Origin of the sequence: Massilia timonae, assembly GCF_001866515.1 — a bacterium.
Lineage (GTDB): Bacteria > Pseudomonadota > Gammaproteobacteria > Burkholderiales > Burkholderiaceae_D > Telluria > Telluria timonae.
The window spans coordinates 5,831,616-5,852,306 of record NZ_JRYB01000001.1 but is presented as its reverse complement, the minus strand read 5'-3'; the positions used below and the strand labels follow the sequence as shown (position 1 = coordinate 5,852,306).

Below are 20,691 nucleotides of genomic sequence, written 5' to 3'. Positions count from 1 at the left end.
GCGCGGGTAGGCGCCAGCGCTTGAAAGATTCATGATACGAGTTTTTGTCGAGCGCTGCTTTGGATCAGCTTAAAGTTTTGTTAAGAGCCCTCGGCCTTGAGACGGCGCCACAGGGTGGTGCGGCTGATGCCTAGGTGCTGCGCGGCAAGATCGCGCTGTCCGCCGAAGCGGGCCAGCACCGCCGCCGTCGATTCGCGCGCCGCACCGGGCGCGGGCAATGCGTCGACGGCCGGCGCCGCTTGCCGCCCCAGTTCCGGCGCCACCGACAGCATGAAGGCCGGCGTGAGCGCCTGCAGCGGCTCGGCCGCCAGGAACAATGCGACCCTTTCCATCAGGTTGCGCAGCTCGCGCACATTGCCCGGCCAGGCATAGGAAGCGAGCAGGGGCGCGCACGCCTTGACCTCGGCCGCCAGGTTCGGATGCGGGCGCGCATCGAGCGCGGCCAGCGCCTGCTTCAATGACCATTCGGCCAGCGGCGCGATGTCCTGCGCCCGCGCGCGCAGCGGCGGCAGGGCCAGGCGCAGCACCGCCAGCCGATAGAACAGGTCGGCCCGAAAACGTCCCTCGCGCACCCGCGCTTCGAGGTCGCAGTGGGTGGCGCTGATCACGCGCACGTCGATCGGCACCGGGCGCGTGCCGCCGACCCGCATCACCTCGCGTTCTTCCAGCACGCGCAGCAGGCGGGTCTGCAGGGCCAGCGGCATTTCGCCGATCTCGTCCAGGAACAGGGTGCCGCCGTTGGCGGCCTCGAACAGGCCGGCGTGGCCGCCGCGGCGCGCGCCGGTGAACGCGCCTTCCTCGTGGCCGAACAGTTCCGACTCCAGCAAGGACTCGGCGATCGCCCCGCAGTTGACCGCCACAAAGGGGCGGTTGGCGCCGCGGCGCGGGCTTTCGCGGTGGATCGCCTGGGCCACCAGTTCCTTGCCGCTGCCGGTCTCGCCCTCGATCAGGACGGTGCTGGGCGAGCGCGCGTACAGCACCACGGTCTGGCGCAGGCGCTCCATCGCGGGCGAGTCGCCGCGCAGGTCGTTCATGCCGCGCCGCGCGCGTTGTTCGGCTCCCTTGCGCCGTCCGCGGCCGGCCTCGAGCCGGGTCAGGCGCGCCAGCTCGAGCGCGTCGTCGAAGGCCTGGCGGATCGAGGCCGCCGAATACAGGAACACGCCGGTCAGCCCGGCTTCCTCGGACAGGTCGGTGATCAATCCGGCGCCGACGATCACGGCGATGCCCTCGGCCTTGAGCTCGTGCACCGCGGCGCGCGCATCCTCGCGCGTGACGTAGGTGCGCTGGGCCAGGTCGAGGCCGAAGGTGGCGGCGAAGTCGGCCAGTTCCGGCAGCGGCGCCTGGTAGCTGATGACGCCGATCCGGTGCGACACGCGGCGCGCGCGCGCCAGCGCCTTCAGCACGTCGAAGCCGCTGGCCTTGGCCGCCACCACCGGCACCGACACGCGGCCCTTGAGCCAGGCGGCATTCGAGCCGGCCGCGATGACCACGTCACAGTGTTCAAGAGCCAGGCGCTCGCGGATATGTTTCGCAGCCTCGTCAAAACCAAGATGCAGCGGTTCGATCAAAGCTAAGTGGTCGTATTCGACGGTGATGTCGCGGAACAGGTCGGACAGGCGCGAGACGGAGACGGTCCAGATGACCGGCTTGTCGCCAGCCTCCAAAGGGGAGCGAGATGCATTCATGTTTCAAGTCTAGTGCATTTTTCAGCGCCAAGTTTCAATTTGAAACGCCATGACCTAAGCGAACGAGCGGTCAATTACTTCCATGCCGTAAGAATCCGGTAAGGGGCCGGCCGTAGGATGGGTCTCAGCCGCAAAGGCAATACCAGAAAAATCAGGAGACAAAATTGGATCAAGACGTCGTACAAAGGGTCAAGAGCGACCCGAATTACCTCAAGCTCAAAGAGACCCGTTCCAAGTTCGGCTGGACGCTGACCTGGGCCATGATGATCGTGTACTACGGCTTCACGCTGCTGGTCGCCTTCAACAAGGAGTTCATGGGTTCCCGCATCGGTGAAGGCGTCATGACCTGGGGTATTCCTCTGGGCCTGTTCGTCATCGTGTTCACCGTGGTCATCACCGGCATCTACGTGCGCCGCGCCAACCGCGACTACGACGAACTGAGCGACGCCATCAAAGCGAAAGTGGGGGCATGATGAAGCGCTTCCACACCGCAGCCGCAATTGCCCTGCTGGCCGCCGCGGGCATCGCCCAGGCCGCCCCCGACCTCGGCCAGGGCGTCAAGCAAGCCACCAACTGGACCGCCATCATCATGTTCGGCGTGTTCGTGCTGGGCACCCTGTACATCACCAAATGGGCTGCCGCCAAGACCCGTTCGGCATCCGACTTCTATACCGCCGGCGGCGGCATCACCGGCTTCCAGAACGGCCTCGCGATCGCGGGCGACTTCATGTCGGCCGCGTCCTTCCTGGGCATTTCCGCCGCTGTGTTCCTGGACGGCTTCGATGGCCTGATCTATGCGATCGGCTTCCTGGTCGGCTGGCCCGTCATCACCTTCCTGATGGCCGAGCGCCTGCGCAACCTGGGCCGCTTCACCTTCGCCGACGTGGCCTCCTACCGCTTCGCCCAGAAGCCGATCCGCGTGTTCGCGGCTTCCGGCACCCTGGTCGTGGTGGCCTTCTACCTGATCGCGCAGATGGTCGGCGCCGGCCAGCTGATCAAGCTGCTGTTCGGCCTGGACTACTGGATCGCGGTGGTGCTGGTCGGCATCCTGATGATGGTCTATGTGCTGTTCGGCGGCATGACCGCCACCACCTGGGTGCAGATCATCAAGGCCGTGCTGCTGCTGTCGGGCGCCTCTTTCATGGCGTTCTCGGTGCTGGCGCAATACAACTTCAGCCCGACCCAACTGTTCCAGAGCGCCACCGAGCTGCACGCCAAGGGCGAAGCGATCATGGGCCCGGGCAGTTTCATCAAGGATCCGATTTCCGCGATTTCCTTCGGCATGGCGCTGATGTTCGGCACCGCCGGCCTGCCGCACATCCTGATGCGCTTCTTCACCGTCCCGAGTGCCAAGGAAGCGCGCAAGTCGGTGCTGTGGGCGACCACCTGGATCGGTTACTTCTACATCCTGACCTTCATCATTGGCTTCGGCGCGATCGTGCTGGTCGGCACCAACCCGGCCTTCAAGGATGCTGCCGGCGCACTGCTGGGCGGTAACAATATGGCGGCGGTCCACCTGGCGCAAGCCGTGGGCGGCGACGTCTTCCTGGGCTTCATCTCGGCCGTGGCCTTCGCCACCATCCTGGCGGTGGTGGCCGGCCTGACCCTGTCGGGCGCCTCGGCGGTCTCGCATGACCTGTACGCCACCGTCATCAAGAAGGGCCAGGCCACCAGCGCCAACGAGCTGAAGGTGTCGAAGATCACCACCATCTGCCTCGGCATCATCGCCGTGCTGCTGGGCATCGCCTTCGAAAAGCAGAACGTCGCCTTCATGGTGTCGCTGGCCTTCGCGATCGCCGCGTCGGCCAACTTCCCTGTGCTGTTCATGTCGGTGCTGTGGAAAGACTGCACCACCCGCGGCGCCACCGTGGGCGGCTTCCTGGGCCTGGCGACCGCGGTCGTGCTGACCCTGCTGTCGAAGTCGGTCTGGGTCGACGTGCTGGGCAACAGCGCCGCGATCTTCCCATATGCCTCGCCGGCGATCTTCTCGATGGCGGTCGGCTTCTTCGGCATCTGGATCTTCTCGATCACCGACAAGGGCCCGCGCGCCCGCATCGACCGCGCCGGCTTCGAGGCGCAGGAAGTGCGCGCCGAGACCGGCATCGGTGCGGCAGGTGCTTCGGCGCACTAAACCGCAGTCGAGTATGTAAAAAAAGGGGGCGGCCTGTGAGGGCCGCCCCCTTTGTTATTTACCCGACGTCGCATCCCACGGCCCGATGCTGAAGGCCGCACCTTCGATGTGGCGGACAGCGGGTTCGCCGGCGAGGTAGCCCTGCAAGCCCGCCATGAATGCCTGGTGGTCGTCGCTGGTTTCGAAGTTCGGAGTGTGATCTTCCAGCGTCTGCCAGCGCACGATCAGTGTGAATTGTTGCGGCAGCTCGATCCCGGGCGCCAGCAAATGGCCTCGATAACCCTTGGCGCGGGTGAGCAGATGAGCGACCTCGGCGAATGCATGTCTGAAGCCGTCGGTGTGTTCAGGCCGAACGAGCAGGGTGGCGATTTCGTAAACCATGATATTCCTTTCGAAGTGAATCAAACGACTCAGACTTGCGCGCTCGTGCGATCGGCCAGTGGCCCCACCGCGATCGCGATCTTGCCCCTGAGGCCGTTGTCACGGCTTTCCAGCCGCGCATGGGCAAGCGGGATGTCGGCCAGCGAATAGACGGCGCCGACGTGGGGTTTCAGCTGGCCGCGTTCGATCAGGGCGCTCAGTTCGTCGAGCTTGCCGCGGTTCTGGCGGGTGAAGACGAAGTGGTAGCTCGCGTTCTTGCCCCAGGCCTGGATCAGGTTCTGCGGCTGCGCGATGTCCACGATCGAGACCACGCGACCGAGTTGCGCCAGCACGTCCGGGCTGCGCGTCAGGGTGTCGCCGCCGATGGTGTCGAACACCACGTCGACGCCATGGCCGCCGGTCTCGCGCCCGATGGCCTCGACGTAATCTTCTTTCGTGTAGTCGATGACCACATCGGCGCCGAGGGAACGTGCGAACTCGAAATTCTCTTCCTTCACCGTGGTGAACACCCGCGCGCCTATGGCCTTGGCGACCTGGATCACGACGTGGCCCACGCCTCCCGCGCCGCCGTGGATCAGGATGCTTTCACCGGCTTTCAGTTGTGCACGGACGGCGAGCGCTTCCCAGGCGGTGCCGCCAACGAGGGTCAGGCTGGCAGCTTCGAGATGGGTCAGCGATGCGGGCTTCCTGCCGACGATGTTTTCCGAGGCAACGTGGTATTCGGCATAGCTCCCGGGGCCGTCGAAGATTTGCGGGGTGTACCAGACTTCGTCGCCTGGTGCGAACGCGGTCACGCCCGGTCCGACTGCCTCGACCACGCCCGAGACATCGTGGCCGGTGATGCCCGGCAGCGGCACCAGGTCGGCATAGTCGCCGCGGCGCACCTGGTAATCCAGCGGATTGATGGAGGTGGCCTGCACCCGCACCAGCACCTGGCCGGCTTGCGGTATCGGTTTCGGCACGTCGCGCAGTTCAAACGATTCCGGGCCGCCAAAAGAAGTGAGCACTTGAGCTTTCATGATTGTTCCTCGTTTCGTTAAAAAGGGATATCGGGAATTATCGATATGCACTGGCAAAAAAATTTACAGCTCTTTTCCGATGATCTCGGCGAGGGCGCTGATGGTGGCCTCGTTCCTCTTGTAGTACGTCCACTGCCCGATACGCCGCACCTCGACCAGGCCAGCGCGCTGCAGCGTTGCAAGGTAGTCGGACACGGTCGACTGCGACAGGCCGACGCCTTCCTGGATACTGCTCACGCACACGCCGACCGTGTGCACGTCGCCCTCGTCTTGCGGAGGGAAATGCTTTTCCGGGTCCTTCAATCCTTTCAGGATGTCGAGACGGGTACGGTTGGAGAGGGCTTTGAAGATGTCGAGCAGTTCCATGAGGCCAGTATATCGGGATATCCCGATATGTCAAGACGCTGGCGGCATTGTCAAGCTGGACCCGACGGTTTCAAATGTTGCATCTCATCGTTTCAATATGAAACGAAATGGAGGCCGGCGTACGATGGACATGCCGGGCCCGCGCGCGTGACTTGGCGCTAAGTGTTTGAAAAAAATGGAAACTGCCTGCAAAACGGGGATAGGCATCGGGCTGGCACGCACTTTGCAATATCAGCATCGACATCCACCGCATCTGAAAGGACACCGCATGACCAAGCTCTCCGCCGGCGCCGCATTCCGCAAGGCAATGCAGGAAGAATCCCCATTGCAAGTGGTCGGCGCAATCAACGCCAACCACGCCCTGCTGGCCAAGCGCGCCGGCTTCAAGGCGATCTACCTGTCGGGCGGCGGCGTGGCGGCGGGTTCGCTGGGCTTGCCCGACCTCGGCATCTCGAACCTGGACGACGTCCTGATCGACGTGCGCCGCATCACCGACGTGTGCGACCTGCCGCTGCTGGTCGATGTCGACACCGGCTTCGGCGCATCGGCCTTCAACGTCGCGCGCACCGTGCGCACGCTGGCCAAGGCCGGCGCCGCCGCCTGCCACATCGAAGACCAGGTCGGCGCCAAGCGCTGCGGCCACCGTCCGGGCAAGGAAATCGTCAGCAAGGACGAGATGGTCGACCGCATCAAGGCCGCCGCCGACGCCCGTCCGTACGACGAGTTCGTGATCATGGCGCGCACCGATGCGCTGGCGGTGGAAGGACTGGACGCCGCCATCGAACGCGCCGTGGCTTGCGTGGAAGCCGGCGCCGACATGATCTTCCCCGAGGCGATGACGAGCCTCGAGATGTATAAACGGTTCGCCGATGCGGTCAAGGTGCCGGTGCTGGCCAATATCACCGAGTTCGGCGCGACCCCGCTGTTCAGCGTTGATGAGCTCAAAAGTGCCGGCGTCGGCCTGGTGCTGTATCCGCTGTCGGCCTTCCGCGCGATGAACAAGGCGGCCGAAAACGTGTATACCGCGATCCGCCGCGACGGCACCCAGCAGAACGTGCTCGACACCATGCAGACGCGCGCCGAACTGTATGACCGCATCGACTACCATAGCTATGAACAGAAGCTCGACGCGCTGTTCGCCCAGAACAAAGCGAAATAAGGAGAACAGAGGATGACGACCCACAATAACGAGACCCCGACCTTCAAACCGAAGAAATCCGTGGCCCTGTCCGGCGTCGCCGCCGGCAATACCGCGCTGTGCTCGGTCGGCAAATCGGGCAACGACCTGCACTACCGCGGCTACGACATCCTGGACGTGGCCGACGCCTGCGAATTCGAGGAAATCGCCTACCTGCTGGTGCACGGCAAGCTGCCGAACGAGGCCGAGCTGCGCGGTTATAAAGCCAAGCTGCGTTCGTTGCGCGGGCTGCCTGCCGCCGTCAAGAGCGCGCTGGAGGCAGTGCCGGCCGGCGCGCATCCGATGGACGTGATGCGCACCGGCGTGTCGGTGCTGGGCTGCACCTTGCCGGAGAAGGACGACCACAATATCGCCGGCGCACGCGACATCGCAGACCGCCTGATGGCCTCGTTCGGCTCGATGCTGCTGTACTGGTACCACTACAGCCACAATGGCAAGCGCATCGACGTGGAAACCGACGACGATTCGATCGGCGGCCACTTCCTGCACCTGCTGCACGGCTTCAAGCCGAGCGCATCCTGGGTGCAGGCGATGCACACCTCGCTGATCCTGTACGCCGAGCACGAATTCAATGCCTCGACCTTCACCGCGCGCGTGATCGCCGGCACCGGTTCCGACATGCACTCCGCCATCACCGGCGCCATCGGCGCGCTGCGCGGGCCGAAGCATGGCGGCGCCAACGAAGTGGCGCTCGACATCCAGAAGCGTTATGAAAACGCCGACGAAGCCGAGGCCGACATCCGCAACCGCGTGGCCAACAAGGAAGTCGTGATCGGCTTCGGCCACCCGGTATACACGATCTCGGACCCGCGCAACAAGGTGATCAAGGAAGTGGCGCGCGCGCTGTCTTCCGAGGCTGGCTCGATGAAGATGTTCGACATCGCCGAGCGCCTCGAGTCGGTCATGTGGGAGGTGAAAAAGATGTTCCCGAACCTCGACTGGTTCTCGGCCGTGTCGTACCACATGATGGGCGTGCCGACCGCCATGTTCACGCCGCTGTTCGTCATCTCGCGCACCTCGGGCTGGGCCGCCCACGTCATCGAGCAGCGCATCGACAACAAGATCATCCGCCCGAGCGCGAACTACGTCGGTCCGGAAGACCTGGCGTTCGTGCCGCTGGCCGAGCGCAAATAAAGAGCATCGCCATGAATTCGAATCACCTGAAACCCCTGCCGGGCACCGACCTGGAGTATTTCGACACGCGCGCCGCGGTCGACGCCATCCAGCCCGGCGCCTACGACACCTTGCCGTACACCTCGCGCGTGCTGGCCGAGAACCTCGTGCGCCGCTGCGAGCCGGCCTGCATGACCGATGCGCTCAAGCAGATCATCGAACGCAAGCGCGAGCTCGACTTCCCCTGGTTCCCGGCGCGCGTGGTCTGCCACGACATCCTGGGCCAGACCGCCCTGGTCGACCTGGCCGGCCTGCGCGACGCCATCGCGGCGCAAGGCGGCGACCCGGCGCTGGTCAATCCGGTGGTACCGACCCAGCTGGTGGTCGACCACTCGCTGGCCGTCGAATGCGGCGGCTTCGACCCGGACGCGTTCAGCAAGAACCGCGCGATCGAGGATCGCCGCAACGAAGACCGCTTCCACTTCATCGACTGGACCAAGAAGGCCTTCCAGAACGTCGACGTGATCCCGCCCGGCAACGGCATCCTGCACCAGATCAACCTGGAGCGCATGTCGCCCGTGATCCAGGTGGAAAACGGCGTGGCGTATCCGGACACGCTGGTCGGCACCGATTCGCACACGCCGATGGTCGATGCGCTGGGCGTGATCGCGATCGGCGTCGGCGGGCTGGAAGCCGAAAGCGTGATGCTGGGCCGCGCGTCGTACATGCGCCTGCCCGACATCGTCGGCGTCGAACTGACCGGCAAGCCCGGCCCCGGCATCACCGCCACCGACACCGTGCTGGCGCTGACCGAATTCCTGCGCAAGTCGAAGGTCGTATCGAGCTACCTCGAGTTCTACGGAGAGGGCGCAGCCGCGCTCACGCTGGGCGACCGCGCCACGATCTCGAACATGGCGCCCGAATTCGGCGCCACCGCCGCGATGTTCTACATCGACGAGCAGACCATCAAGTACCTGCGCCTGACCGGGCGCGAGGACGACACCGTGCACCTGGTCGAGACCTATGCCAAAGAGGCCGGCCTGTGGGCCGACAGCCTGAAGAACGCCGAGTACGAACGCACCCTGTCGTTCGACCTGTCGAGCGTGGTGCGCAATATCGCCGGGCCGTCGAATCCGCACAAGCGCGTGCCGACCTCGGAACTGGCGGCGCGCGGCATCGCCGGCAAAGTAGAAGACGAACCGGGCCTGATGCCCGACGGCGCCGTGATCATCGCGGCGATTACCAGCTGCACCAACACCAACAACCCGCGCAACATGATCGCCGCCGGCCTGCTGGCGCGCAACGCCAACCGCGCGGGCCTGCTGCGCAAACCCTGGGTGAAAAGTTCGCTGGCGCCAGGCTCGAAGGCTGTCGCCCTCTATCTGGACGAAGCCGGCCTCACGCCCGAGCTGGACAAGCTGGGCTTTGGCGTCGTGGCGTTCGCCTGCACCACCTGCAATGGCATGAGCGGCGCGCTCGACCCGACCATCCAGCAAGAGATCATCGAGCGCGACCTGTATGCGACCGCCGTCCTGTCGGGCAACCGCAACTTCGACGGCCGCATCCACCCTTATGCCAAGCAGGCCTTCCTGGCCTCGCCGGCGCTGGTGGTCGCGTATGCGATCGCCGGCACCATCCGCTTCGACATCGAGAAGGACGTGCTGGGACTGGACGCCGCGGGCAGGGAGATCCGCCTGGCCGACCTGTGGCCGTCGGACGAAGAGGTCGACGCGGTGGTTGCCGCCAGCGTCAAGCCCGAGCAGTTCCGCAAGGTGTACACGCCGATGTTCGCGCGCGTCGTCGACGATGGCGCCAGGGTCAGCCCGCTGTACGACTGGCGTCCACAGAGCACGTACATTCGTCGGCCGCCGTACTGGGAAGGCGCGCTGGCGGGCGAGCGCAGCCTGCGCGGCATGCGCCCGCTGGCGGTCCTGGGCGACAACATCACCACCGACCACCTGTCGCCGTCGAACGCGATCCTGCTCGATTCGGCCGCCGGAGAGTACCTGGCGAAGATGGGCTTGCCGGAAGAAGACTTCAATTCCTACGCCACCCACCGTGGCGACCACCTCACGGCGCAGCGCGCCACCTTCGCCAATCCGACCCTGAAGAACGAGATGGTGAAGGACGGCCTGGGCAATGTGATTGCCGGCTCGCTGGCGCGCATCGAGCCGACGGGCGAGGTGACCCGCATGTGGGAAGCGATCGAGCATTACATGGAACGCAAGCAGCCGCTGATCGTGGTGGCCGGCGCCGATTATGGCCAGGGCTCGTCGCGCGACTGGGCGGCCAAGGGCGTGCGCCTTGCAGGCGTGGAGGCGATCGTGGCCGAAGGCTTCGAGCGCATCCACAGGACGAACCTGGTGGGCATGGGCGTGCTGCCGCTGGAGTTCAAGCCCGGCGTGAATCGCATCACGCTCGGCATCGACGGCACCGAGACCTTCGACGTGGTGGGCGAACGCACGCCGCGCGCCGACCTGACGCTGGTGATCCATCGCAAGACCGGAGAACAGCTCGCGGTGGCGGTGACCTGCCGCCTCGATACGGCCGAGGAAGTCGCCATCTATGAAGCGGGCGGGGTGCTGCAGCGCTTTGCCCAGGACTTCCTTGAATCGTCGGCGCCGAAGGCGGCGGCTTGATGGAGAAGCGCACGATGTCCCACGTTCCCCAGATCAGGATTCCCGCCACCTATATGCGCGGCGGCACCAGCAAAGGCGTGTTCTTCACGCTGCAAGACCTGCCCGAAGCGGCGCGCGAGCCCGGCGCCGCGCGCGACGCCTTGCTGCAGCGCGTGATCGGCAGCCCCGACCCCTACGGCAAGCAGATCGACGGCATGGGCGGCGCCACGTCCAGCACCAGCAAGGCCGTGATCGTCGCGCGCAGCGCCCGTCCCGACCACGACGTCGACTACCTGTTCGGCCAGGTGGCGATCGACAAGCCCTTCGTCGACTGGAGCGGCAACTGCGGCAACCTGTCGGCCGCGGTCGGCCCCTTCGCCATCGCGAACGGCCTGGTCGACCCGGCGCGCGTGCCACGCGACGGCGTCGCGGTCGTGCGCATCTGGCAGGCCAATATCGGCAAGTCCATCATCGCCCATGTGCCGATGACCGATGGACAGGTCCAGGAAACGGGCGACTTCGAACTCGATGGCGTGACCTTCCCGGCGGCCGAGGTGCAGCTCGAGTTCATGGATCCGGCGGCCGAGGAAGAGGGCAGTGCCGGTGCGATGTTCCCGACCGGGAACCTGGTCGACGAACTGGACGTGCCCGGCGTCGGCGTCCTGCGCGCGACCATGATCAATGCCGGCATCCCGACCATCTTCATCGAAGCGGGTGCGGTCGGCTACGACGGCACCGAGCTGCAGGACGCGATCAATGGCGACGCGCGCGCGCTGGCCATGTTCGAGACCATCCGCGCCCATGGCGCGCTGCGCATGGGCCTGATCGCGAGCATCGAGGACGCCGGCAAGCGCCAGCATACCCCGAAGGTCGCTTTCGTCGCGAAACCGGCCGGCTACCTGTCGTCCAGCGGCAGGCAGGTGGCGCAGGGCGACGTCGATCTGCTGGTGCGCGCGCTCTCGATGGGCAAGCTGCACCATGCAATGATGGGAACGGCGGCGGTGGCGATCGGCACCGCGGCGGCGATTCCCGGCACCCTGGTCAACCTCGCGGCCGGCGGCGGCGAGCGCAGCGCGGTGCGCTTCGGCCATCCGTCCGGCACCCTGCGCGTGGGCGCCGAAGCGGTTCACGAGGGCGGCGCCTGGCGCGTCGGCAAGGCCATCATGAGCCGCAGCGCGCGGGTCTTGATGGAAGGGCGGGTATGCGTGCCGGGTGACGCGTTCTGAAGCCCCGGGGCGGCATCGACGCGGTGTCGCTTTCTTGCCGCAAGCAGTTCAGTTGCAGGCCCATTTCGCGGTATGATGATCGCCCTTGTTGCCGCTCGGCAACCAAAGGCAACCATGAGCTTTAGCCGCGACAGCAACCACCGATGGATGGATTTTCGAACCTGCAATTAGCTGACGTTGCGCAGCCCCGTGGCTACGATGCGGACCCGGCGCAGCTGGCGGACCTGGCCGCCTTGCGGCGCATGGTGCGCGAGCAGCGCGCCGTGTTCGAGAACGCGCCGGTCGGCATCGCCGTCACCCAGCCCGACCAGATCCGCTCCTTCAACCCGCGCGCGGGCGAGATGTTCGGCTTCGCGCCGGAAGAAGTCGGCCGGATTTCGCCGATGGACGTGTGCATCTCGCCCGACGATTACCAGGACCTGATCCGCGAAGCGTTCGCGGTGCTGGCCCGGGGCGGCCTGTTCGAGAGAACCGAGCAGCAGTTCCGGCGCCGCGACGGCAGCACCTTCTGGGCGCGGCTGCGCGGCTGCGCGGTCGAACCGGGCAACCGCAGCGCCGGCACCATCTGGATCGTCGAGGACGTGACCGAGGCGCGCCAGGCGACGGGCGAGGTGCAGGCGATTATGACCAACGCCTCGATCGGCATCATGTTCACCCGCAACCGCGTGATCCGGCGCGCCAATCCCGCCTTCTGCCAGATGTTCGGCTACGGCGAGGGCGAGCCGATCGGGGTGTCCACGCGCGTGATCTACCCGGACGAAGCCGCCTATCGCCAGCTCGGCGCCGAGGCCTATCCGCAGCTGGCCCAGGGCCGGCCGTTCACCACCTCGCGCACCCTGGTGCGCAAGGACGGCACGCCGGCCTGGGTCCAGATGATCGGCTACCAGGTCAACGCGAAAGACCCCGACAAGGGCACGATCTGGATGCTCGAGGACCGCACCCGCGAGCGCAGCGACGAGCAATCGCTGCGCGAGGCGCTGATGGAAAACCGCGCCATCCTCGACAACGCGGTGCTGGGCATCGCCGTGGTCGAGGCGGGGCGCACCCTGCACTGCAACCGCAAGATGGAAGAGCTGTTCGGCGCGCCGCCGGGCGGCATGGACGGCATCGCGGTGCGCGCGCTGTATCCCGACCACGCCAGCTGGAAGGAGGCGCGCGAGCTGTCCGGACGCCAGTTCGCCCAGGGCCAGGCCCACATGGCCGAGCACGAGATGGTGCGGCGCGACGGCAGCCGCTTCTGGGCGCGCCTGTCGGGCCGCCTGTTCGACCTGGCGCAGGCGGGCGGCAGGAGCGTGTGGCTGGTGGACGACGTCACCGCCCAGCGCGAGGCGGCCGACGCCATCCTGCGCGCGCGCGACGAACTCGAGGTGCGGGTGGCCGAGCGCACCGCCGAACTGGCCGGCGCCAACGCCCTGCTGCAGGAAGAGATCAACGAGCGGCGCCAGGCCGAGGCGCGCGTGCACCACATGGCCTACCACGACAGCCTGACCGGGCTGCCCAACCGGGCCATGCTGTCCGAGCGGCTCGAGGCGGCGATGCGCGCCGTGGCCGCGGGCGACGCGCCGCACGCGGGCGCGAAGCTCGCCCTGATGTTCATCGACCTCGACCGCTTCAAGAACATCAACGACACCCTTGGCCACATGGTCGGCGACCAGCTGCTGCGCGACGTCGCCCTGCGCCTGGTGACGGCGGTGCGGCCCAGCGACCTGGTGGCGCGTCTCGGCGGCGACGAGTTCGTGGTGCTGATGCCGGGGATCGCCGGCGGCGACGATGCCGCCGAGGTGGCGGGGCGGATCATCGCCGCGCTGTCGATGGCTTGCCAGATCGACGGCCACTGCCTGCACATCTCGCCCTCGATCGGGATCTGCCTGTATCCGGACGACGGGGTCGACGTCGAGACCCTGATGCGCCACGCCGACGCCGCGATGTACCAGGCCAAGGCGGCCGGCCGCAACAATTACCAGTTCTTCACCGAACGCATGAACCTGGCGGCGGCGCGCCATTTCGAGCTCGAATCGAGCCTGCGCGGCGCGCTGGCGCGCGAGGAGTTCGCGCTGTATTTCCAGCCGATCATGTGCACCGAAACGCGCCGTCCGAGCGCGCTGGAAGTGCTGCTGCGCTGGCGCCGCGGCGGCGCGCTGGTGGGGCCGGACGAGTTCATCCCGATCCTGGAAGAGAGCGGCATGATCATGGAAGTCGGCGAGTGGGTGATCCGCAGCGCCTGCGCCCAGGCCGTGCAGTGGCAGCGCGAGGGGCTGGACGTGGTGCCGCTGGCGATCAACCTGTCGGCGCGCCAGTTCATGCACCAGGGCCTGGTCGACTCGATCCGCGCCATCGTCGCCGACACCGGGATCGCGCCGAGCCTGGTGGAATTCGAGATCACCGAGACCGCGCTGATGCAGCACGGCGGCCAGACGCTGGAGATCCTGCGCCAGATCAACGCGATGGGGATGCGCCTGTCGATCGACGATTTCGGCACCGGGTATTCGAGCCTGGCCTACCTGAAGCGCTTCCCGGTACGCAAGATCAAGATCGACCGCGCCTTCGTGCGCGAGCTGGAGGCCAGCACCGAGGACCGCGCCATCGTGGCGGCGGTGATGGCGCTGGCGGGCAGCCTGCAATTGTCGGTGGTGGCCGAAGGGGTGGAGACCGAAGGGCAGTATGCCTTGCTGCGCTCCTTCGGCTGCCAGTATGCGCAGGGCTATCTGTTTGCGCGGCCGTTGCCGGCGGAGCAGGTGGCCAGGTTGCTGGCGGGGTGATTCCAGCGCACGCCGGGCGCGTCGGCGGGGAACCCGCCAACCCTACGCGCTACCGGGATAGGCACTTAATCCGTGAGCGTCGCCACCACCGGCGCGTGATCCGACGGCTGCTCCCACTTGCGCGTCTCGCGGTCGATATGGCAGGCGGTGCAGCGCTCGGCCAGCGCCTTCGACAGCAGGATGTGGTCGATGCGCAGGCCGCGGTTGCGGCGGAACGCCATCTGGCGGTAGTCCCACCAGCTGTATTGCTTCTCGGGCTGTTCGAACAGGCGGAATGCGTCCGACAGGCCGAGCGCCATCAGTTCCTGCAGCGCGGCGCGCTCGGGCAGCGAGAAGTGGATGCGGCCTTCCCATTCGGCCGGGTCGTGCACGTCGCGCGCTTCGGGCGCGATATTGTAGTCGCCCAGGATCGCGAACCGCTCGTGCGCCGCCATTTCGGCCGCCACCCAGGTGCGCAGCGCGTCCAGCCAGGCCAGCTTGTACGTATATTTGTCGGAACCGACTTCCTGCCCGTTAGGCACGTACGCGCAAATGAAGCGCACGCCCCGGATCGTGGCCGCCAGCAGGCGCTGCTGGGCGTCTTCATAATGCGGGTTGTTCCTGACCACGTCCTCGATCGGGTGCCTGGACAGGATGGCCACGCCGTTATAGGTCTTCTGGCCGGAAAACGCGACCTGGTAGCCGGCGGCGTTCAGTTCGGCCAGGGGGAATTTGTCATCCGTGAGCTTGGTCTCCTGGATGCAGAGCACGTCGACCGGATTGGCCTGAAGCCATTGCAGAAGATGCGAGAGTCGGACTTTCAGGGAGTTAACATTCCAGGTAACTATTTTCATTGGGCGGTGCGATGCAGTATCCATGCGGGTTTGCGGTCCTCTTGCTGCTTGATTTCTGAATTAGCTACAAGTCTAGCTACAAATATCAGATGAGCCGAAAAGCAACAGCAAGAGACAGTTTCGCCGCATGATACCCGATCAGCCTTTTGCTTTCCCGCCGTTAATGATCCGCTCGATGCTGACGCTGGTGATGCGCGTACTGCGCCCGACCTTGACGAGCTCGAGCTCGCCGCGGCTGACCATCCGGTAGATCGTGGCGCGGCAGACGTCGAGAAGTTTCATTGCGTTGCTGACTCGATACAGGGCTTGTTCCATTTGTATTTACTCCTTCGCTGAATTCGTTTTGCTGGCGCTGTCCACCAGGCCGCGATAGCAGCCCTGGTGAAACGCGCGCTTCTGCAGTCGCCCGCCGCCCGGCACCTGGGTCCGCACATACCGCTCGCCGGCCTGCACGGTCCGGCCGCAGAATGCGCACTGGTGCTGGCGGCGCGCCAGGTGTGTGATCTGGTCCAGGTTCACGGCGTGTTCTCCGCCGGCGGCCGCCGCGCGATCAGCTCGCGCAGCTGTGCCCAGGGATGGTGCTGATCCCAGAACTTGCAGCCGTCGCCGTGGTTCAGTTCCTCGCCGTCGCGCGAGGCGATCAGGCTGCGTCGGCAACCCCTGCAGGTCATCCAGTCGCCGTCGAGCTTCCAATACTTGGCCAGCTTGATCAGGGCGTCGTTGCTCTCGCGAGGAATCTTGCCGTCCACCTCGCGCCGCGCCCGATCCGCCGCCACCGCATCGCGCTGGCCCTGGCGGTACTGCTCGGCGGTGAACAAGGGATCGTCTATCCCGAGCGAAATTTGCTGCTCGTTTTCCCAATATTCGTCCTGAATCTGGCCCCATATCGAGCCGTCATCCATGTCGATACGCACGAACGCCGTTGGCAAAGCCGGCAGCCCTTCGTCGTCCACCTCAGCAGGGCGAGAAGCAAGGGCGCTCCCGAAGAGCGGTCGAGCGTTGCGAATGTACGGCGCGTCGCTCGGTTTCTCGCGGCTGAAGAACTCGGCCCAGATCACCGGATCGGTGTGCGGCTGCTTGCATTCGTACACCCATGCCTCGGGCGCGGTGCTGGGCGATGGCGGGGTGGCGCGGCGGTTCCAGTCCTCTGCGATTTGGATCAGGTAGCCTGGCTGGGCCGGATACATCAGTGCATGGTCGTCAGCGTCGAACACGCATTCGTCGTCGTGGGCGGCGTAAATCCGATGCCAGTCGCGGTTGCTCTCGATGCGCGCCGCGCCGCCGCAGAACGGGCATGGCAGCAGGTCATGGGAGGGGTTAGCCATGGTCGGTTCCTTTCGTGTGGCCGCAGTGGCGGCATTCGTACCAGCTCTCGTCCTCGCCCATGTGCCATTGCATCTTGGTGAAGTGACAGGTCGGCGCGCTGTCTTCGATGTGTTTGGCCCAGTCTGCATAGACGGTTTCCATGCCGGCCATGATCTCGTTAAAATCTTCCTGGGTGGGAGCCGCCTTCGGCCCAGCCATGAATCCTGCCGGGCCGCTCATTTCCCCTCTCCCTGGCCGCCGTCGATCTGGGCGGCGCGCGCTGCGTCGATGATGCTCCGGGCCGTCCCCTGAACACCCTTCGGTGCGAACGTCACCCACATCCACGTCTCCTTCCGACGCATCGCATCCAGATCGTCCATTCCGCGATGGAATATGTTCTGGTCGAGCCAGTCCATGCGTTCGGTATCGCTCGGCGCTTCCGGTGTGCCGGGGGCGCTGTACGCGACGTAGTAGCCGTTCGGGTCCAGCTCCATGCCCCGCTTGCTCCAGCTCCAGCGATCAGGCAGCGCGCCAGGTGCTGCGCCGAACTCGGCCACGATGTCAGCGGCAGGGGCAGCCCACGGCATAGGCGCGATCAACCAGTCGCTCGGCGCCTTGTAGAAGCCGCCGCTGCGTGCCAGCCATGTCGACCACCGCGCGGCGCAATCGGCGCTGCCAATCTCGGCACCATCGATGTGCGTGACATACCAGTACTCGAAGTCGGCCCGCTCCTGATCCGTTGGCGCGCCAGGTGCTGCGGCTTGCTGGGCGGCCGGCTTCGACCACGATTCCAGCATCTCGGCTTCCTTCGACCAGCGCTGCTGGCCCAGCACATCCTCGGCCGGCGCTTCGGCCTTCGCAGCAAGAGAAGCGCGGCGGGTTGCCTCCTTCCATGCGGCCCGCACGATGCCCAGGTCGCGCACGGTGAACGTTTCGGCGTTGCGGTAGAAGACCTCGGCCCAGCGAGCGGCGTCCAAGTCAGGATCGCCAGCGCGTGCGGCTGGCAGCGCCTGTGCGCCTTGGGACTGAGCGGCGAGGGCTTGGCGGGCGTAGTCTTGCATCATGGAATAGGTATAGCCCATGATCCGCACATTGCGCGTACTCCAGCCCAACTCCACGCCTTGAGGCAGGGGCGGCAGTTCGCCAGCCTGAGCGCCGCTCTCTGCCGCACCGGTCGCGATAAGCGCGATAACGTCGGCCTTGACCTCACACCACGTCACATCGTCCGGGCCGAATCCGCGCTTGCTCCAGTCCTTGAAGCGGCGATACAGGCCGGTGACGATGGCGTCGACGCGCTCGGCATTTGGTGCTGGAGCGCCGATCTCTGCGTGCTGAGCGGTCGCCGGGTCGTAGTCATGCTCGATCGAGATCGTGATGCGCGCGGATGCGCGGGTCTCCGGGTTGGTCGCCGTGAACCACATTGCGCCGTCGGCTCCGGATTCGAGCGGGCTGCTGATGACCATTCGGCCGCCGTCGGGATCTTGCAGGATTAGGCTGGCCAGCTGGTGCGCGTCGCGGCTTGCGGTGGATGGCGTCGCATGCTGGACGGAAAGGATGGCGCGCAGGCGATCGGCGCGGTCCTGCTGCTGGTGCTCCAGCACGGTGCGGCCTTTGAAGCGGTTGTGCGCGGCGGCCGACTCCAGCACCTGGGCGGCCTCCTCGATGGTGGCGCGGTGGTCGGCTCGCAGCGGTGCGGCTTGCGGCGCTTCGCCCTCTGGCTGGGCGCGGCGAGCTTCCTTTACGGCTTCGCTCTCGTCAGCCGCCTTTGCCAGTCGGACCAATTCGCGTGCCATTTCTGGCGCGGTGTAATGCGACAGGTCACGGACGATGATGGCCAGCTTTCCTTTGAAATACCCTCTGTCGAGGTCCGGCAGTTCAGGGGATGGGGTGGTGGTCATGCTGGCTCCGTGTTCAGTTTGCGCCACGCGCGTTGTTCATCCTGATGCTTCTTCAAGGCAGCCTTGTAGCTGGCCTTCGCTTCCTTTTTCGTCGACTTCCATTCGCCGCGAACGTCTACCCACTCGTATCCATCACGCCGGGTGTATCGGTACTGCGTCGGCTTGCCCCATTGGAAGTCCATCTCGAGTCTTGGCACCCGAATGCCGAGCCACCACGCGAATCCTTCGCTGCACTCCGACCGCAGGTATTCCTCGTAGCGGCTGTACTTCGGAGGTGGCGGCAGGTTATCAATCGCGTAAGCCCGGCCAGCTTCGGTGCACTGGAAAACCACATCGCCCTTGTCGAGGAATGCTGGCGTACGGCCGCGCTCCATCAGGCCGACGGCCTCCAGGGCTTCCAGATCCTGCTGGTCATGGTGCCCCGGACCGGCCACGAAGTAATTTCGGTGCGACTCCCTGCGCTCTGGATGCACGCCCAGTGTGTGGTGCAGCAGTTCCAGCTGCCGTTCGGTGATGCTCACGCTGCACCGCCTTCCTGGCTGCGCACGCCATGCGCAGATTCCTGGGCGCGCTCAGCCTTGCCAGCGTCGATCAGCATCTTGAACACATCGCCGTGGCGCACCAGCGCGCCGGGCTCGCCCAGGCCCCACAGCACCGGCATCCCGGAGAGTTGGTCGAGCAGCTTGCCGATCAGCGGCTGGCTTGCTGCGCGCTCGATGCACGCGCCGTTTTTGGTGCAGGTGCCGACGCACAGCGGCAGCTCTTCGGCACCTTCGACAGAGCAGGCTGGCGCCTGCTGTGCTACTGCTGGCGCAGAGGGAGCAGCGGTAAAGCGCGCGAACTGCTGACGCAGCGCAGCGCCGATGTCCATCGTCTCGGCGCCGGCGCCGTCGTACTCGCAACCGTCCCAGGACTGCGCGATCTCTTCGAGAAGGCCTGCTGCGCACGGCACAGGCGCGACGGCCAGCAGAGCGCGAGCGAATTGCAGGTAGCCGAACTGCTTCAGCCAGCCATCAGGGCCGCCGGGCATGGCCTGCCACACCGCGACAATCTGCGCATCGGTCATCTCCGGCACCGCTACCTGACCGGCTACCGGCGGCACAGGATAAATGACGCCTGGAGCCGCTAAGCCATCCTCCGTATAGCCGCGCGCCAAGCAAGCGGCGCGGGCGACGGCGAGCAACGGCGAACCTTCTTCGTCGGCGTGCGGGTAGTGCTTTCGCTTCTCGGCCGGTAGTTCCGTGCGGCGCGCTGCGATAGTGCACAGGGTGCGCGCCACGTCGAGCAGATCGCCATCGGCCGGCGCTACCTGACCAGCTTGTGCCGCGACCTCAGCCCGCGCCCGCCAGCCTTCCCACGCGCTCTGCACGCAGGGGTTCTCGTACCACCCGCCGCTACCGTCGCGATCGACGCCCACGCGCCGCAGGTTCGATCCACGTTCGTGGCGCTCGAATGCTGCCCGCTCATCCGTCAGTAAAGCGCAAGCCCCGGATTCGGCGGCCGGGGCAGCGCGCAGTACCAGGTTGACCTCGTCGGATGGCGCGCCGGCGCCGGTCGGCACCTCGACCACGACCACGCGCTCGTGGTGCTCGCCGGCGTGCTTGAAGACATGACCCAGCGGGCCGACGACACCATGGTTCGCGCTGGTGAGCAGGATCGACCAGGAGCGGCCGGTGGCCCACGCCGCGGCTGCGCGTGCCTGGGCTTCGTACACTGGGCTGCCGATCGGGCGCGGCGCGCCGGTCCCGGTCATCAGGTCGTCGCTCGCGGTGGTGGTGATTGCTTGGTTCATCAGTTCTCTCCTCGATATGTGCGGCGCGCGGGCGGCGGCGCCAGTTTGTTTTTGAGCTTGTCGCGCTGGGCCTCGGCCAGCGATAGCGCGGCTTCGAACCGGGCGATCTCTGCGCGCGCGGCGCCCAGCTCGTCGTACAGGTGGCGCGCCAGCTGCTCGGGGCACTGGTAGGTGACGCGCAGGGCTTCGAAGCTCACTTGCCGGCTCCGTACATGGCGCGGGCGGCGCGCTCGTCGGCGGCGGCCTCGCTGCGCTGGACCTCGCCGACGATGATCAGGAAGGCCATCACGAAGGCCAGGGCCTGGCCGAGGCGGCGCTTCACAGCGGCCACCCGTTCACGATCGCCGCGGTGCAGACGACAACCACG

General features: G+C 66.1%; 21 protein-coding genes. 7 read left to right on the top strand and 14 right to left on the bottom strand.

All coding sequences use genetic code 11. The features are described 5' to 3' along the window. Positions 1-80: 80 nt before the first annotated feature. On the bottom strand, positions 81-1,685 hold the full coding sequence (prpR, locus tag LO55_RS25090; RefSeq protein WP_071363559.1) for a propionate catabolism operon regulatory protein PrpR: 1,605 nt from the start codon (positions 1,683-1,685) through the stop codon (positions 81-83). Positions 1,686-1,849: 164 nt separating this feature from the next. On the opposite strand from prpR, the gene LO55_RS25085 reads away from it, so the two are divergent. Together LO55_RS25085 and LO55_RS25080 are read left to right on the top strand one after the other, a co-directional pair. Then, entirely contained in the window at positions 1,850-2,158 is a 309-nt protein-coding gene (locus tag LO55_RS25085) for a DUF485 domain-containing protein (RefSeq protein ID WP_071363558.1), read from the top strand. Then, on the top strand, positions 2,158-3,816 hold the full coding sequence (locus LO55_RS25080; RefSeq protein WP_177185614.1) for a cation acetate symporter: 1,659 nt from the start codon (positions 2,158-2,160) through the stop codon (positions 3,814-3,816). Before LO55_RS25085 ends, LO55_RS25080 begins: the two co-directional genes overlap by 1 nt. A 54-nt stretch (positions 3,817-3,870) precedes the next feature. On the opposite strand, the gene LO55_RS25075 is transcribed toward LO55_RS25080, so the two are convergent. The 3 genes from LO55_RS25075 to LO55_RS25065 all read right to left on the bottom strand — a co-directional run bounded on the left by LO55_RS25075 (position 3,871) and on the right by LO55_RS25065 (position 5,582). Beyond that, positions 3,871-4,197: an antibiotic biosynthesis monooxygenase family protein gene (locus tag LO55_RS25075; RefSeq protein ID WP_005669272.1), complete on the bottom strand. Its 327-nt coding sequence runs from the start codon at positions 4,195-4,197 to the stop codon at positions 3,871-3,873. Between the two features lie 29 nt (positions 4,198-4,226). Further along, positions 4,227-5,216 carry a zinc-dependent alcohol dehydrogenase family protein gene (locus tag LO55_RS25070; RefSeq protein WP_071363556.1) on the bottom strand — a complete coding sequence of 330 codons (990 nt, stop codon included), beginning with the start codon at positions 5,214-5,216 and terminating at the stop codon, positions 4,227-4,229. A gap of 63 nt (positions 5,217-5,279) precedes the next feature. Further along, entirely contained in the window at positions 5,280-5,582 is a 303-nt protein-coding gene (locus LO55_RS25065) for an ArsR/SmtB family transcription factor (RefSeq protein WP_071363555.1), read from the bottom strand. Between the two features lie 268 nt (positions 5,583-5,850). Between LO55_RS25065 and prpB the strand changes: the two genes are divergently transcribed. From prpB to LO55_RS25040, 5 genes are all read left to right on the top strand, one after another. Further along, positions 5,851-6,741 carry a methylisocitrate lyase gene (gene prpB, locus LO55_RS25060; protein ID WP_005669275.1) on the top strand — a complete coding sequence of 297 codons (891 nt, stop codon included), beginning with the start codon at positions 5,851-5,853 and terminating at the stop codon, positions 6,739-6,741. Positions 6,742-6,753: 12 nt separating this feature from the next. After that, positions 6,754-7,914, top strand: coding sequence for a bifunctional 2-methylcitrate synthase/citrate synthase (prpC, locus tag LO55_RS25055; protein WP_071363554.1), 1,161 nt, complete (start codon positions 6,754-6,756; stop codon positions 7,912-7,914). Positions 7,915-7,925: 11 nt separating this feature from the next. Beyond that, complete coding sequence (acnD, locus tag LO55_RS25050; protein ID WP_071363553.1) at positions 7,926-10,532, top strand: Fe/S-dependent 2-methylisocitrate dehydratase AcnD; 2,607 nt, start codon at positions 7,926-7,928, stop codon at positions 10,530-10,532. A gap of 14 nt (positions 10,533-10,546) precedes the next feature. Then, positions 10,547-11,737 carry a 2-methylaconitate cis-trans isomerase PrpF gene (prpF, locus tag LO55_RS25045; protein WP_071363968.1) on the top strand — a complete coding sequence of 397 codons (1,191 nt, stop codon included), beginning with the start codon at positions 10,547-10,549 and terminating at the stop codon, positions 11,735-11,737. A gap of 143 nt (positions 11,738-11,880) precedes the next feature. Continuing rightward, positions 11,881-14,496, top strand: a complete 2,616-nt coding sequence (locus LO55_RS25040) for a sensor domain-containing protein (protein WP_071363552.1) — start codon at positions 11,881-11,883, stop codon at positions 14,494-14,496. 65 nt (positions 14,497-14,561) lie between these two features. Here the strand turns inward: LO55_RS25040 and xth are convergent, their stop codons facing one another. The 10 genes from xth to LO55_RS27230 all read right to left on the bottom strand — a co-directional run bounded on the left by xth (position 14,562) and on the right by LO55_RS27230 (position 20,646). Then, positions 14,562-15,329: an exodeoxyribonuclease III gene (gene xth, locus LO55_RS25035; protein WP_071363551.1), complete on the bottom strand. Its 768-nt coding sequence runs from the start codon at positions 15,327-15,329 to the stop codon at positions 14,562-14,564. A gap of 138 nt (positions 15,330-15,467) precedes the next feature. Continuing rightward, the gene (locus tag LO55_RS26135) at positions 15,468-15,644 is read right to left on the bottom strand and encodes a helix-turn-helix domain-containing protein (protein WP_083415557.1); all 177 of its coding nucleotides are present in this window, start codon (positions 15,642-15,644) and stop codon (positions 15,468-15,470) included. Positions 15,645-15,650: 6 nt separating this feature from the next. Next, a complete protein-coding gene (locus tag LO55_RS25030; RefSeq protein WP_071363550.1) occupies positions 15,651-15,848 on the bottom strand; it encodes a hypothetical protein in 198 nt (65 codons plus the stop codon). Next, positions 15,845-16,654, bottom strand: coding sequence for a Lar family restriction alleviation protein (locus LO55_RS25025; RefSeq protein ID WP_071363549.1), 810 nt, complete (start codon positions 16,652-16,654; stop codon positions 15,845-15,847). Before LO55_RS25025 ends, LO55_RS25030 begins: the two co-directional genes overlap by 4 nt. Further along, positions 16,647-16,874, bottom strand: coding sequence for a hypothetical protein (locus tag LO55_RS25020; protein ID WP_143054622.1), 228 nt, complete (start codon positions 16,872-16,874; stop codon positions 16,647-16,649). Before LO55_RS25020 ends, LO55_RS25025 begins: the two co-directional genes overlap by 8 nt. Next, a complete protein-coding gene (locus LO55_RS25015; RefSeq protein ID WP_071363547.1) occupies positions 16,871-18,532 on the bottom strand; it encodes a hypothetical protein in 1,662 nt (553 codons plus the stop codon). Before LO55_RS25015 ends, LO55_RS25020 begins: the two co-directional genes overlap by 4 nt. Continuing rightward, positions 18,529-19,053, bottom strand: a complete 525-nt coding sequence (locus LO55_RS25010; protein ID WP_071363546.1) for a hypothetical protein — start codon at positions 19,051-19,053, stop codon at positions 18,529-18,531. Before LO55_RS25010 ends, LO55_RS25015 begins: the two co-directional genes overlap by 4 nt. Then, entirely contained in the window at positions 19,050-20,324 is a 1,275-nt protein-coding gene (locus LO55_RS25005; protein ID WP_071363545.1) for a hypothetical protein, read from the bottom strand. Before LO55_RS25005 ends, LO55_RS25010 begins: the two co-directional genes overlap by 4 nt. Then, entirely contained in the window at positions 20,324-20,521 is a 198-nt protein-coding gene (locus LO55_RS25000) for a hypothetical protein (RefSeq protein WP_071363544.1), read from the bottom strand. Before LO55_RS25000 ends, LO55_RS25005 begins: the two co-directional genes overlap by 1 nt. Next, positions 20,518-20,646, bottom strand: a complete 129-nt coding sequence (locus tag LO55_RS27230; RefSeq protein WP_267873251.1) for a hypothetical protein — start codon at positions 20,644-20,646, stop codon at positions 20,518-20,520. The genes LO55_RS25000 and LO55_RS27230 overlap by 4 nt, the downstream gene beginning before the upstream one ends. Positions 20,647-20,691 lie beyond the last annotated feature (45 nt).

Excerpts from the sequence above, each read along its gene's own strand:
- LO55_RS25075 (WP_005669272.1), bottom strand. The coding sequence starts at position 4,197 with ATGGTTTACGAAATCGCCACCCTGCTCGTTCGGCCTGAACACACCGAC.
- LO55_RS26135 (WP_083415557.1), bottom strand. The coding sequence starts at position 15,644 with ATGGAACAAGCCCTGTATCGAGTCAGCAACGCAATGAAACTTCTCGAC.
- LO55_RS25015 (WP_071363547.1), bottom strand. The coding sequence starts at position 18,532 with ATGACCACCACCCCATCCCCTGAACTGCCGGACCTCGACAGAGGGTAT.
- LO55_RS25070 (WP_071363556.1), bottom strand. The coding sequence starts at position 5,216 with ATGAAAGCTCAAGTGCTCACTTCTTTTGGCGGCCCGGAATCGTTTGAA.
- LO55_RS25020 (WP_143054622.1), bottom strand. The coding sequence starts at position 16,874 with ATGAGCGGCCCGGCAGGATTCATGGCTGGGCCGAAGGCGGCTCCCACC.
- LO55_RS25065 (WP_071363555.1), bottom strand. The coding sequence starts at position 5,582 with ATGGAACTGCTCGACATCTTCAAAGCCCTCTCCAACCGTACCCGTCTC.
- LO55_RS25025 (WP_071363549.1), bottom strand. The coding sequence starts at position 16,654 with ATGGCTAACCCCTCCCATGACCTGCTGCCATGCCCGTTCTGCGGCGGC.
- prpC (WP_071363554.1), top strand. The coding sequence starts at position 6,754 with ATGACGACCCACAATAACGAGACCCCGACCTTCAAACCGAAGAAATCC.
- acnD (WP_071363553.1), top strand. The coding sequence starts at position 7,926 with ATGAATTCGAATCACCTGAAACCCCTGCCGGGCACCGACCTGGAGTAT.
- LO55_RS25040 (WP_071363552.1), top strand. The coding sequence starts at position 11,881 with ATGGATGGATTTTCGAACCTGCAATTAGCTGACGTTGCGCAGCCCCGT.
- LO55_RS25005 (WP_071363545.1), bottom strand. The coding sequence starts at position 20,324 with ATGAACCAAGCAATCACCACCACCGCGAGCGACGACCTGATGACCGGG.
- prpB (WP_005669275.1), top strand. The coding sequence starts at position 5,851 with ATGACCAAGCTCTCCGCCGGCGCCGCATTCCGCAAGGCAATGCAGGAA.
- prpR (WP_071363559.1), bottom strand. The coding sequence starts at position 1,685 with ATGAATGCATCTCGCTCCCCTTTGGAGGCTGGCGACAAGCCGGTCATC.
- LO55_RS25080 (WP_177185614.1), top strand. The coding sequence starts at position 2,158 with ATGAAGCGCTTCCACACCGCAGCCGCAATTGCCCTGCTGGCCGCCGCG.
- xth (WP_071363551.1), bottom strand. The coding sequence starts at position 15,329 with ATGAAAATAGTTACCTGGAATGTTAACTCCCTGAAAGTCCGACTCTCG.
- prpF (WP_071363968.1), top strand. The coding sequence starts at position 10,547 with ATGTCCCACGTTCCCCAGATCAGGATTCCCGCCACCTATATGCGCGGC.